Annotated in this window: 11 protein-coding genes; 7 read left to right on the top strand and 4 right to left on the bottom strand. The window is 66.8% G+C overall.

The genetic code is table 11. The features are described from left to right. Positions 1–1,105: FAD-binding oxidoreductase (locus A5784_RS20545; protein WP_064946746.1), on the top strand; the 1,105-nt coding region annotated here is incomplete at its 5' end. Positions 1,106–1,108: 3 nt separating this feature from the next. Here the strand turns inward: A5784_RS20545 and A5784_RS20540 are convergent. Further along, a complete protein-coding gene (locus A5784_RS20540) occupies positions 1,109–1,981 on the bottom strand; it encodes a rhomboid family intramembrane serine protease (RefSeq protein WP_082944970.1) in 873 nt (290 codons plus the stop codon). An 81-nt stretch (positions 1,982–2,062) separates the two neighbouring features. Here A5784_RS20540 and A5784_RS20535 point away from each other — a divergent pair, with 81 nt between their 5' ends. Both A5784_RS20535 and A5784_RS20530 read left to right on the top strand, forming a co-directional pair. Continuing rightward, positions 2,063–3,310, top strand: coding sequence for a cytochrome P450 (locus A5784_RS20535; RefSeq protein WP_064946744.1), 1,248 nt, complete (start codon positions 2,063–2,065; stop codon positions 3,308–3,310). Then, complete coding sequence (locus A5784_RS20530) at positions 3,310–3,888, top strand: TetR/AcrR family transcriptional regulator (protein WP_064946743.1); 579 nt, start codon at positions 3,310–3,312, stop codon at positions 3,886–3,888. The genes A5784_RS20535 and A5784_RS20530 overlap by 1 nt, the downstream gene beginning before the upstream one ends. Before the next feature lies 1 nt (position 3,889). Here A5784_RS20530 and A5784_RS20525 read toward each other — a convergent pair whose 3' ends face one another. Genes A5784_RS20525 through A5784_RS20515 form a run of 3 tightly spaced genes read right to left on the bottom strand, consistent with a single transcriptional unit; the run spans position 3,890 to position 7,484 of the window. Further along, on the bottom strand, positions 3,890–4,609 hold the full coding sequence (locus A5784_RS20525; protein ID WP_064946742.1) for a siderophore-interacting protein: 720 nt from the start codon (positions 4,607–4,609) through the stop codon (positions 3,890–3,892). 14 nt (positions 4,610–4,623) lie between these two features. Next, entirely contained in the window at positions 4,624–5,772 is a 1,149-nt protein-coding gene (locus A5784_RS20520; protein ID WP_064946741.1) for an acyltransferase family protein, read from the bottom strand. Continuing rightward, positions 5,769–7,484, bottom strand: coding sequence for a DEAD/DEAH box helicase (locus tag A5784_RS20515; RefSeq protein WP_064946740.1), 1,716 nt, complete (start codon positions 7,482–7,484; stop codon positions 5,769–5,771). Before A5784_RS20515 ends, A5784_RS20520 begins: the two co-directional genes overlap by 4 nt. Positions 7,485–7,582: 98 nt before the next feature. Here A5784_RS20515 and A5784_RS20510 point away from each other — a divergent pair, with 98 nt between their 5' ends. The 4 genes from A5784_RS20510 (at position 7,583) to A5784_RS20495 (ending at position 12,981) form a co-directional block, all read left to right on the top strand. Next, positions 7,583–8,107, top strand: a complete 525-nt coding sequence (locus A5784_RS20510) for an LppP/LprE family lipoprotein (protein WP_502687528.1) — start codon at positions 7,583–7,585, stop codon at positions 8,105–8,107. Between the two features lie 103 nt (positions 8,108–8,210). Next, positions 8,211–9,080 carry a putative endonuclease domain-containing protein gene (locus A5784_RS20505; RefSeq protein ID WP_064946738.1) on the top strand — a complete coding sequence of 290 codons (870 nt, stop codon included), beginning with the start codon at positions 8,211–8,213 and terminating at the stop codon, positions 9,078–9,080. Positions 9,081–9,139: 59 nt separating this feature from the next. Then, positions 9,140–12,574 (top strand): TM0106 family RecB-like putative nuclease, encoded by a 3,435-nt coding sequence (locus A5784_RS20500; protein ID WP_064946737.1) that lies wholly within the window; start codon positions 9,140–9,142, stop codon positions 12,572–12,574. Then, positions 12,562–12,981 (top strand): histone-like nucleoid-structuring protein Lsr2, encoded by a 420-nt coding sequence (locus A5784_RS20495; protein WP_064946736.1) that lies wholly within the window; start codon positions 12,562–12,564, stop codon positions 12,979–12,981. The genes A5784_RS20500 and A5784_RS20495 overlap by 13 nt, the downstream gene beginning before the upstream one ends. The last annotated feature ends 1 nt before the right edge of the window (position 12,982 follow it).

The following is a 12,982-nucleotide window of genomic DNA, read 5'->3' as shown; positions in this document are numbered from 1 at the left end:
TATGCGATCGTCGTCAGCGTCAGATGTGTATAAGAGACAGGTCACCCGCACCGCGGTCGTGCAACCGGGGCTGCTCAACGCCGAGGTGAAGAAAGCCGTTGCCGCCCATGGCCTGTGGTATCCGCCTGACCCGTCGTCGTTCGAGATCTGCAGCATCGGCGGCAATGTCGCCACCAACGCAGGCGGCCTGTGCTGCGTCAAGTACGGCGTCACCACCGACTACGTGCTGGGCCTGCAGGTCGTGCTGGCCGACGGCACCGCGGTGCGCCTCGGTGGCCCGCGCCTGAAAGACGTTGCGGGCCTGAGTTTGACGAAGTTGTTCGTCGGCAGTGAGGGCACGCTCGGCGTGGTGACGGAGGTGACGCTGCGCCTGCTGCCGCCGCAACACTCGCCGTGCACGGTGGTCGCAACCTTCGATTCGGTGGAAGCCGCCGCAGGTGCGGTCGTGAAGATCACCGGCAAGATCCGGCCGTCGATGCTGGAATTCATGGATTCCGCGGCCATCAACGCCGTCGAGGACAAGCTGAAGATGGGCCTGGACCGCACCGCCGCAGCCATGATGGTGGCCGCCTCCGACGACCGCGGCGCCGCGGGAGCTGACGATGTCGCGTTCATGGCCGAGGTGTTCACCGAATGCGGTGCCACCGAGGTGTTTTCGACGTCGGATCCCGATGAAGGCGAGGCCTTCGTCGCCGCCCGACGCTTCGCGATCCCGGCCGTGGAAGCCAAGGGCTCACTGCTGTTGGAGGATGTCGGGGTGCCACTGCCCGCGCTGGCCGAACTGGTGGGCGGCGTCGCCAAGATCGCCGAGCAGCGCGATCTGCTGATCTCGGTGATCGCACACGCCGGTGACGGCAACACGCATCCACTGATCGTGTTCGACCCGGCCGACCCCGACATGACGCGGCGCGCCGAGCTGGCCTTCGGCGAAATCATGGACCTGGCAGTCGGTTTGGGTGGCACCATCACCGGCGAACACGGCGTCGGCCGACTCAAGCGGCCGTGGCTGGCCGGTCAGATCGGCCCCGACGCGATGGCCCTCAACCACCGCATCAAGCAGGCACTGGACCCGGACAACATCCTCAATCCGGGTGCGGCCATCTAGATCTCAGGCCATCCCGAACGACGTCAACAGCTGGTTGGTGCGGAATGCGATCAGCGCCACGAATATCACCAATGCACCGACCGACACGCCGGCCTGGATCGCATTGCGATGTGCGCGCGGGGCATAGACGAAGGCCGCTGCCACCGCCGCTCCCGTGACCAGCCCACCGACGTGGCCCTGCCAGCTGATCGCTCCGGTCCCCAGCGTCGGGCCGACGAACGTGAACACCAGGTTGATGCCGATGACCGCAGCGACCCAGCGGACGTCGAGACGCAGCCGCCGGGCGACCACGAAGATCGCGCCGAACAAGCCGAAGATCGCGCCCGAGGCTCCCGCCGTGGCAGATTGCAGTGGGGACAGCAGATATACGAGCACTGAACCGCCCAAGCCGCTCAGCGCATAGAGCACGCCGAAACGCAGTCTTCCCAGCCACGCCTCCAGCGGCGGCCCGACCACGTAGAGCGCCCACATGTTGAACAGCAGATGCGTTATCCCGTAGTGCAGGAACATCGACGTGATCAGCCGGTAGTACTGGTCGTGGATGGCGACGCCGGGCGACCACAGCGTCAGTTCGCTCTCCAGATTCTTCGACGTCATCTGCGCCACGAACATCAGTACGTTGACGGCGATGAGTCCGTACGTGAGCACGGGTGTGCCGTTGCTCAGCTTCCCGCCGAATTGGGCGCGTGGTGCCCGCACGGACTTGGCGCCCTCGCTGACGCATTCCACGCACTGATGACCGACAGCGGCCGAGCGCATGCACTCCGGGCAGATATAGCGCTGGCAACGCGTGCAGCGCACATAGGTCTGGCGGTCGGGATGCCGGTAACACGTCGGCGTCGCGGCAGGTGACTGCGGCGTGTTGGGGATGCTCACGGCGCCGAGCCTAGTCGGCACCCGCAAACGTCCGGCGATCTGGCATTGACACATAACAACGAACTGTCGTACGAATAAGACATGACAGCTTCTCTGTCTCAACTCTCCAACTGTCCGGCGCGCTTCGAACTCGCCAATGCCGACACCTGGGCGAGCCCATGGGCGATGTACGCCGCTTTGCGCGAACACGATCCAGTCCACCACGTGGTGCCGGCCGATCGCCCCGATCAGGACTACTACGTGCTGTCCCGGCATGCCGACATCTGGGCGGCCGCACGCGATCACGAGACGTTCTCGTCGGCGCAGGGCCTGACCGTCACCTACGGCGACATGGAGATGATCGGGCTGGCCGACAACCCACCGTTCGTCATGCAAGACCCTCCCGCGCACACCGAGTTCCGCAAGCTGGTCTCCCGTGGCTTCACCCCGCGCCAGGTCGAAGCCGTCGAACCGAAGGTCCGGGAGTTCGTGGTATCGCGATTGGAAGAGCTGCGCGCCAACGGCGGCGGCGACATCGTGACGGCATTGTTCAAACCGCTGCCGTCGATGGTCGTCGCGCACTACCTCGGGGTGCCCGAGGAGGACCGAGCCCAATTCGACGGCTGGACCGAAGCGATCGTCGCCGCCAACACCTCCCCCGACGGCATCGCCGGCGCGTTGGGCAGCGCCACCGATGCCGTCACGGCGATGGCCGGCTACTTCGCCGAGCTGATCGAACGCCGCCGAGCCGAGCCCGCCGACGACACCATCTCGCATCTGGTCGCCGCCGGGGTGGGTGCCGACGGGGATGCCTCGGGGGTGCTGTCGATCCTGGCGTTCACGTTCACCATGGTTACCGGCGGCAACGACACGACCACCGGAATGCTCGGTGGCGCAGTGCAATTGCTGCAGCAGCGGCCCGATCAGCGGCGACTGCTGGCGCACGATCCGGAGCTGATCCCCGAGGCGGTCGACGAGTTCCTCCGGCTGACCTCACCGGTGCAAGGCCTGGCCCGCACCACCACCCGCGACGTCACCATCGGTGACACGACCATCCCCGCGGGCCGCAGAACCCTGCTGCTATACGGGTCGGGAAACCGCGACGAGCGCGAATTCGGTGATGACGCAGCAGAACTCGACGTCCGGCGTAAACCCCGCAATATCTTGACGTTCAGCCACGGCGCACATTTCTGCCTGGGCGCGGCCGCCGCCCGGATGCAGTCGCGCGTCGCATTGACCGAATTGCTCTCGCGGTGCCCAGATTTCGAGGTGGACCTCGACGCCGTGGTGTGGGCCGGCGGCAGCTATGTGCGCCGGCCGCTGTCGGTCCCCTTCCGGGCCGGCGCGTGATGGCCGGCGACTGGCTCGCCGCGCGCCGCTCGGAGGTGGCGGCCGATCGGATCCTCGACGCCGCCGACGAACTGTTCGCGCGGCAGGACGCCGCCACCGTGGGCATGCACGAGATCGCCACGGCCGCAGGGTGTTCCCGCGCGACGCTGTACCGCTATTTCGAAAACCGCGAGGCGCTGTACACGGCGTATGTGCACCGGGAGGCACGTCGGCTCTACGAAGAACTGACCCGACAGGTCGCCGGGGTGAGCGACCCTACGCAACGGTTGATCGAAGGCGTCATGACCGGGCTGCGGGCCGTGCGCGACAGCCCGGCGCTGTCATCGTGGTTCGCCACGGCCTCGCCGCCCATCGGCGGTGAGATGGCCGAGCACTCCGAGGTGATCCGGGCTCTGGTCGAGGCGTTCGTGCGGTCACTGGGCGGGGGCGGCGACGGGATCGAGCGTCGCGCCCGCTGGCTGGTCCGCGTCATGGTCTCGCTGCTGGTCTTCCCCGGCCTCGACGAAGCCGACGAACGGACCATGCTTGCGGAATTCGTGGCACCCCTGGTGGTGCCGGCGCACCAACCGGCGGACTGAGTCAGGCCGCCCAGTACGCCTGGGCCTTGATGTTCTTGCGTGGGATGCGGTACTCCTCACGGAACACGCGGGCCACCTCGCGAGTCGTCCGGTTGTTGCACGCCACCCAGCCGAAGTGATCGGCGGCGTCGAACGCAGACGAGCTGACAGCGTGCAGCAGGCCGTCGCCGTCGCGGTCGACCCAGGTGACGTCGGCCGCTCCGGTGATCGGCAGCTTCGGATCGTCATCGTGCCCGGCTTCCAGGAACACCCGGGCGGGCGCGTCACCGATGGCATCGAGCAGCGAGTTGATGGCAGGCAGCGACGCGGCGTCACCGACGATGACGTAGCCGGCCGGCTGCGGTTGCGGGAGGGCGAAGTTGCTGCCCAGCACCGTCACCTCAAGGACGTCTCCAGGGGCCGCGTCTGCGGCCCACCGGGTGGCCACCCCGTCGTGCATCGCGAAGTCGATGTCGACGGTGCCCGCCTCGGGATCCGGATTGACCAGCGTGTAGCCACGCTGATGCGCCTTGCCACCGTCGGGAAACCACCCCCGCACCCACATCGTGGGATGCAGCCGCTGCTCGGCCAGCAGGCGCTCGGCGCTGAAATGCAGCCGCAGGTAGTTCGACGTCAGCTCGGTACGGCCGACGACGGTCAGCTCGTAGTCACCACCACGGCACAGCCGCACCAGCGCGCCCTCCAAGCCGCGCGATGCCTGCTTACCAACCCATTCGGTCATAAGGTAAGCATAACCTAATTTCTGACACGGGTGAACCGGTGCAACAGCCAGGCCGCCGGGACGGTGAACACCATCGTGACCACGAACAGGTCGATCATCGATCCCGTGTACACCGGATGCTCAAGCACCTCGACCATCACCAGCTCCATGATGATCAGGTGAATCAGGAAGATCTCGTAGGAGATCTCCCCGAGAAACACCATCGGTCGGCTGGCCAGGATCCGCACGTACCAACCCCGGTCCCCCAACGCAGGCGGAGCCACCATCAGCGCCGCGATCACCGCGTAGAACACAGTCTTGGCCAGCGCCTCGCCCAGCCCGGCCGGCGACGTGGTGGGCGCACCGCCGAGCGGCGTCGACACGATGAAGTAACTGACCGCCGCCACCGGCAGGCACGCCATGGCGTATGCCCGCACTTTCAGCTGCATCAGCACCGTCAGCACCATGCCCGCCACGAACCACGCCAGGTACGTCGGCAGCCACAACCGCGCGCCGTCGGGCAGCCCCGTGGTGCGGTGCACGATGGTCAACCAGGCCGGCGACACCGCAGCCAGCACCACCAGGCCCGCCAGCAGCAGGCCCGGCCGCCAGCGCCGCCGACACAGCACCACCAGCAGCAGATAGGCCAGCAGCGGCAGCACCACATAGAACGCGGCCTCCACGGCCAGGCTCCACATCTGCGTCAAGCCCTGATGCAGGAACGCGAACAGATAGTTGTCGGTGTAGATCTGCGTCAGCGTCAGGTTGCGGAACAATCCGTACCAGGTGTGGCCGGGATTCGGCCCCGCCGTGCGGAAGTGATAAAGCACATAGGCGATGAGCACCGTGACCACGTACGCGGGCATGATGCGTCGCACCCGGTGCCAGGCGTAGCGCCGCACGGACGGCCACTCGCCGCCGGTTGCGGCCGCCTTCACCCACGGCCGGAACAGCAGAAAACCACTCAGCACGAAGAAGACCGGCACCCCGATCTCAGCCCGTGAGTACACCAACCCCAGGTAGCCCTGCCCGTACTTGCCCGTGGTGTACGCCGCGTGGGTGAGCACCACCAGCATCGCGGCGACAGCCCGGATACCGGTCAGCGAAGCTACGCGGTCGGTGGTGGAAACCGATTCCAACCCACCCTGGTCGGGTAGCCCCTTGACGCCCTTGGACAGCGTCACTTGGCCTTCCGGTGGGGTTTGGATGCACCGCCTTGGTTGTCGCGGTCCCGACGCTGGGGACGGTCCGGCTGAAGATCGATCAGCACGCCTTGAATGCGAGTGTTCTCAAGGGCCTTGAACACACTGCGGGGCAGCTTCGCGGGCAGTTCGACGAGCGAATGATCGACGCGGATCGAGATGTGGCCGAAGTCGCTGCGGTGCAGACCACCTTCGTTGGCGATGGCGCCGACGATGGCTCCGGGCGCGACCTTGTGCCGCTTGCCCACCGCGATGCGGTAGGTCGCCAGGTCGCTGCGGGTCTCATGCCGTTTGCGTGGTGGGCCGTCCTCACGCGCAGGCCGCTCGGCACGCTCACGGCGTTTGTCCGGCGGCGGCTCCACCATCAGGAACGCCTCGCCGTCGCGCGATTGCAGCGCCAGTGCCGCAGCAATGTCGGCGAGCGGCACGTCGTGGTCGCGCTCGTAGTCCTCGATCAGCCGCCGGAACAGCTCGATGCCGGGTGCGCTGAGACCGTCGGTGATGGAGTCCCGGAACTTCGCGACGCGCTGCGCATTGACGTCGTCGACGCTCGGCAGCTCGGCTTCGACCAGTTTGGACCGGGTGTGCTTCTCGATCGACTTGAGCAGATGGCGTTCGCGCGGCGTCACGAACAGCAGCGCCGCCCCCGACCGCCCAGCCCGCCCGGTGCGGCCGATCCGGTGCACGTAGGACTCGACGTCGTGAGGGATGTCGTAGTTGACGACGTGGCTGATGCGCTCCACGTCCAGCCCGCGGGCGGCGACGTCTGTCGCGATCAGGATGTCGAGCTTGCCGTCCTTGAGTGAGGCGATGGTGCGTTCCCGCTGAGCCTGCGCGATGTCGCCGTTGATGGCGGCCGCCGAGAAACCACGCGCTTTCAGCCGCTCGGCGACCTCCTCGGTGGCCTGCTTGGTGCGGACGAACACGATCATCGCGTCGAACGGTTCGACCTCAAGTACACGCGTGAGTGCATCGAGCTTGCGTGGGCCTGCCACCTGGATGAAGCGCTGCGAGATGTTCTCGGCCGTGGCGGTTTTCGCCTTGACCGTGACCTCGACCGGATCGTGCAGGTACTTGCTGGTGATCTTGCGGATGGCCGGGGGCATGGTCGCCGAGAACAATGCGACCTGCTTGTACTCAGGGGTGTCGGCGAGGATCCGCTCGACATCCTCGGCAAAGCCCATCTGCAGCATCTCGTCGGCCTCGTCGAGCACGAGGTAATCCAGGCGGGACAGGTCAAGGCGGCCCTTCTCCAGGTGATCGATCACCCGGCCTGGAGTGCCGACCACCACCTGCGCACCGCGCTTGAGCCCGGCGAGCTGCGGCCCGTACGACGAGCCGCCGTAAATGGCGAGCACGTTGATCTCGGGCAGATGCGAGCCGTAGCGGCCGAACGCCTCTGCCACCTGCAGGGCGAGTTCGCGCGTCGGCGCAAGCACCAGGGCCTGGGTGGCCTTGCTCGAGGTGTCGATCTTGGACAGGATCGGGATGGCGAAGGCAGCGGTCTTGCCCGTGCCCGTCTGGGCCAGGCCGACGACGTCGGAGCCCGCCAGCATCGGTGGAATAGTGGCGGCCTGGATCGCCGAGGGCGACTCGTAGCCGACGTCGGCGACGGCCTGCAGCACCGAAGGGTGAATCTGCAGGTCGGCAAACGTCGGCTCGGCGTCTCCGGTATCCGAATCTGTCGAGGTCATCGGGACAGAGTCTAGTGCTAGTTGGCGGATAAGCCGCCGCGCCTGCCCGATCAGCCGCAACGATCAGGGTAGGTTGCCCAACTGTGAAAGAGATCTTGATGATCTCGGCGGCTGTGCTCGTGGTGGCGGGATGCGGCTCGGGGGATTCCACCGTCTCCAAAACACCGGAACCGACGGCGAATCCAGCCCCGACGGCCACGTCGGCAGCGACAGCAGCGGCACCGCCGAAGCCGACCACCGCTGAGCCGGACCCGTGCGCGGTCAATCTCGCCGCGCCCGAGATCGCCCGTGCAGTCTCCGAGCTCCCCCGCGATCCGCGCAGCAATCAGGCCTGGAGCCCGGAGCCACTGGCAGGCAATTACAACGAGTGCGCGCAGTTGTCGGCCATCATCGTGCGGGCCAATACCAACGCCTCCAACCCGAACACCCGCGCCGTGCTGTTCCACCTTGGCAAGTTCATCCCGACCGGGGTGCCCGACACCTACGGGTTCAACGGCATCGACAAGACCACCAGCACCGGCGACACCGTCGCCCTGCAGTACTCCGGCGGCTTCCACGGGCTGGCCAGCGTCGTGAAGTTCCGGTGGAACGGCAACGGGGTCGAGCTGATGGGCAATACCTGACTTCTTTTTCGCGAAACAGCCGTGGTGGTCGCTTAATCCGTACCTGTGCAGCCATGGCTTCACTTTCGTGCGGCTTGTCGGACCACCCGGCCACGATCGCGCCATGGGGACGATATTCGTAGGCAGCGAAGCGGTAGCACGAGGCGAACTGACCAGGGGCCGCCTGCGGGCTGCATATCGGTCGATATTTCCTGACATCTACCAACCGCGGATCGCCGAACCATCGCTGTATGCCAATACGGTCGGCGCCTGGTTGTGGTCCGGGCAGCGTGCCGTCATCACCGGCCGAGCTGCAGCGGCACTACACGGCGCCGAGTATGTCGACGGTGACTCTCCTATCGAACTCATCTGGCGCAACAACCGTCCGCCACACGGCATCGTCACCCACAACGACCGCCTCACCGACGACGAGGTGGCCGCGATCAACGGGATGGCAGTCACCACCATCCCGCGAACAGCGTTGGACCTGGGCCGCTACCTGCCACGGGGAGCCGCCGTGGCGCATCTCGACGCGCTGGCCCGAGCCACCGGCCTGGCCGCTGACCAGGTGCAACCACTTATCGAGCACTATCGGGGTGCACGGGGAGTACGCCGGGCGCGTGAGGCGCTCGACCTGATGGATGCCGGTGCCCAATCTCCGAAGGAAACCTGGCTGCGGCTGCTGGTGATCGACGCCGGATATCCGCGGCCGCGGACGCAGATTCCCGTGCTCGAACCCGATGGCTTCCCGTTCGCATACCTCGACATGGGCTGGGAGGACATCATGATCGCGCTCGAGTACGACGGCGAGCAGCATCAGGTCGACCGGGGCCGGTATGTGTGGGACCAAAAGCGGCTCTGGAGAGTGCGTCGCCAGGGTTGGCTGCACATTCGGGTGATCAAAGAGGACCGTCCCCGCGACATCCTCAACAGGGTGCGCGAAGCATGGAATCGACGCGAGCGTGAAGCCATGGTCGCAAAGCTGGCGGCGTAGCGACCCTCACTGCTGTTTCGCGGGCCGACACTGTCGGGCCACTCACCTACAGTGACAACGTGTTCGTCACCGAGGACCGCGTGGTCATCTACAGCGCCTCGGACCTCGCGGCCGCGGCCCGCTGCGAGTATGCCTTGCTGCGCTCATTCGACGCCCGCCTCGGCTGGGGTCCCGCGCCTACCGGTGACGACGAATTGCTTGCTCGCACCGCCCAACTCGGCGATGAGCATGAGCAGCGTCACCTCGACGAGCTGCGCTCCGACACGTCGGTGACGGTCATCGGCAGGCCCGCCTATACCGTCGCGGGACTCACCGCCGCGGCCGAACAGACGCTGGACGCCGTGCGCAACCGTGCCCCGGTGATCTATCAGGCCGCCATGTTCGACGGCCGGTTCGCGGGGTTCGCCGACTTCCTGATGTTCGACGGCGAACGCTACCGGCTGCGGGACACCAAGCTGGCCCGCTCGGTGAAGGTCGAGGCGCTGCTGCAACTCGCGGCCTACAACCAGACGCTGACGGCCGCGGGCGTACCGGTGGCCGACGAGGTCGAGCTGGTGTTGGGTGACGGCGCGGTGGCCTCTTACCCGGCCGAGGAGCTGCTCGGCGTGTACCGGCCGCGCCGCGAGGCCCTGCAGCGGCTGCTCGACGAGCACCTCGCCGCAGGCAGGCCGGTCAGCTGGGCCGACGACGTGCGGGCGTGCTTCCGGTGTCCCGAGTGCGCCGAGCAGGTCAGCGCCCACGATGATCTGCTGCTGGTCGCAGGCATGAGGGTGACCCAGCGGGCGCGGCTGATCGACGCAGGGGTCACCACGGTCGCCGAGCTGACCCGTCACGAAGGCCCGGTCGCCGGCCTGCACCCCCGCATCCTGGCCAACCTGACCGCGCAGGCACGCCTGCAACGCGCCGACCGGGTCGATGGCAAGCCACCGTTCGAGGTGGTCGACGCCGCGCCGCTGATGCAACTGCCCGACCCGGACAAGGGCGATCTGTTCTTCGACTTCGAGGGCGACCCGCTGTGGACCGACGACGGCAGACAGTGGGGTCTGGAGTACATGTTCGGTGTGCTCGGCACCAAGGTCGAGGACTTTCACCCCCTGTGGGCGCACGACCGCGCCGAGGAACGCCAAGCCCTGCGCGACTTCCTGAAGTTGGTCCGGCAACGGCGCAAGCGCTATCCGAACATGCACATCTACCACTACGCGGCATACGAGAAGACGGCGCTGCTGCGGTTGGCCGGACGCTACGGCGAGGGCGAGGACGCCGTCGACGAACTGCTGCGCAACGGCATCCTGGTCGACCTGTATCCGTTGGTACGCAAGAGCATTCGCATAGGCACCAAGAACTACAGCCTGAAATCGCTTGAGCCGTTGTACATGGGGTCGCAGCTGCGCAGCGGCGACGTCACCACTGCCACCGACTCCATCACCCAGTACGCGAAGTATTGTGCGCTGCGTGCGCAGGGGCGCCACGACGACGCAGCCGTGGTCCTCAAGGAGATCGAGGACTACAACCGGTACGACTGCACGTCCACGCGCAAGCTGCGGGACTGGCTGATCAACCGGGCCATCGAGTCGAGCGTGCCGCCGCTGGGCGCCCAACCCGTGACCGACGGAGGGCCGACCGAACCGGAAGACCAGCTGGCCCGCACCCTGCGACGCTTCGTCGGCGACGCCGAACGAAAACCCGAGCAGCAGGCGGTGGCGATGATCTCGGCGGCCCGCGGCTACCATCGCCGCGAGGACAAGCCGTACTGGTGGGGACATTTCGACCGGCTGAACCATCCGGTCGACGAATGGGCGGACAGCACAGGGGTTTTCGTATCCGAGACGGCGACCGTCGTCACCGATTGGCACACCCCGCCACGGGCCCGCAAACCGCAGCGGCAGGTATTGCTGCGCGGTATGCTGGCCAACGGCGAGCTGAGCCGGGAGATGTATGCCCTCTACGATCCCCCTGCTCCCGACGGTCTGACGGATGATCCGCAGCGCCGGGCGTTCGGATCGGTGCAGGTACTCGAGTGCGACGATCCCGCCGCCCCAACCGAAGTCCTGGTCACCGAGCGGGAACCCAAGGGTGGCACGGTGTTCGATCAAACCCCGTTCGCGTTGACGCCTGGGCCGCCCATCCGCACCACGGCCCTGCGCGAATCGATCGAAGCCACTGCGGCCCAGGTCGCGGCGGGCCTGCCCGGCCTGCCCGCCACCGGCGTCGTCGACGTGCTGTTGCGTCGACCGCCCCGCACCCGCAGCGGCACCGCCCTGCCCCACGACGACCGACCGGTCGAGGAGCAGATCACGGCGGCGCTGCTGGGTCTCGACTCGTCATACCTGGCCGTGCACGGCCCGCCCGGAACCGGCAAGACCTATACCGCCGCGGCGGTGATCGCCAAGCTGGTCAATCACCACCATTGGCGCATCGGCGTGGTGGCGCAGGCGCATGCGGTGGTGGAGAACCTGTTTCGCGATATCGTCAAGGCAGGCGTGGACGCGGCACGGGTCGCCAAGAAGGGCCGCACCGAGAACCCCTGCTGGACAGAGCTCGACGAAAAAGACTATCCGGCGTTCATCTCCGAGCATGAGGGTTGCGTGATCGGCGGTACGGCATGGGATTTCGCCAATGCGACGCGAGTGCCGCCGCGCAGCCTCGATCTTCTGGTGGTCGAAGAGGCAGGCCAGTACAGCTTGGCCAACACGATCGCCGTTGCGCCTGCTGCGGCCAATCTGCTGCTGCTGGGCGACCCGCAGCAGCTGCCGCAGGTCAGCGCGGGCACTCACCCCGAACCGGTGGACACCTCGGCGCTGGGTTGGCTGGTGGGTGAGCACCACACGTTGCCTGCGGAGCTCGGCTACTTCCTGGACCGCTCTTACCGGATGCACCCAGCGGTGTGTGCGGCGGTGTCGCGCTTGTCCTATGACGGCCGGTTGCATTCGGTGGACGCGGTCACCGCGGCCCGCAGCCTCGACGGCTACGAGCCCGGGGTGCGGCTGCTGACTCTCGAGCACGACGGCAACGCCACCGACAGCCCCGAGGAGGCCGACGCCATCGTCGCGGAGATTTCCCGGTTCCTCGGGACGACGTGGACCGACGAGAGCGGCAGCGGCCCGTTGACCCAGGAGCAGGTGCTCGTCGTGACGCCGTACAACGCGCAGGTGGTGATGTTGCGCCAACGGCTCGACGCCGCCGGGTTGACCGAAATTCGGGCAGGCACGGTGGACAAGTTCCAAGGTCAGCAGGCACCGGTGGTTTTCATCTCCATGGTGGCGTCGTCGATCGACGATGTACCGCGGGGAATCTCGTTCCTGCTCAACCGCAATCGCCTCAACGTGGCGGTGAGCCGGGCCAAATACACCGCCGTTATCGTGCGTTCGGCGGCGCTCACCGATTACCTACCCGCCACACCGGCAGGCGTCGTCGAATTGGGCGCATTTCTCGGGCTCGGTACTCTCAGAACAAAAGCGTTCACCGAACCGAAGGAATCTGCGTGGGCAAGATAGTGACAATCGAGTACGTCGACGACCTCGACGGGGTGGAAATCGATGCGGACGTTGTTGACACGGTTGAGTTTTCATATCGCGGGCAGGATTATTCGCTCGTCTTGACCACCAAGAACGGCGCCCAGTTCGACAAGGACATGGCTCGTTACATCAGCGCCGCGAAGAAAGCACAGACTCGTGACGCCCGGGCCGCACGCAAGAAAGCCCGGCCGGAACCGCGACAGTCCGCCAAGCCGAAAGCGGCCACGCCGCGCAAGGCCGCGTCGCGCAAGGCAGCCGCGGCCGCACCTTCGGGCCCCGACCATGTCCGGGCGGTGCGCGAGTGGGCCGTGGCCAACGGCCATAACGTCTCGCGGCGCGGCCGCATCCCGGCGTCCATCATGGATGCCTACAACGCCGCGCACTGAC

Origin of the sequence: Mycobacterium sp. 852013-50091_SCH5140682 (genome assembly GCF_001665685.1) — a bacterium.
In the GTDB taxonomy this organism is placed as follows: domain Bacteria; phylum Actinomycetota; class Actinomycetes; order Mycobacteriales; family Mycobacteriaceae; genus Mycobacterium.
Note: the sequence above shows the minus strand (reverse complement) of the source record. Positions and strands in the feature narration are given on the sequence as shown.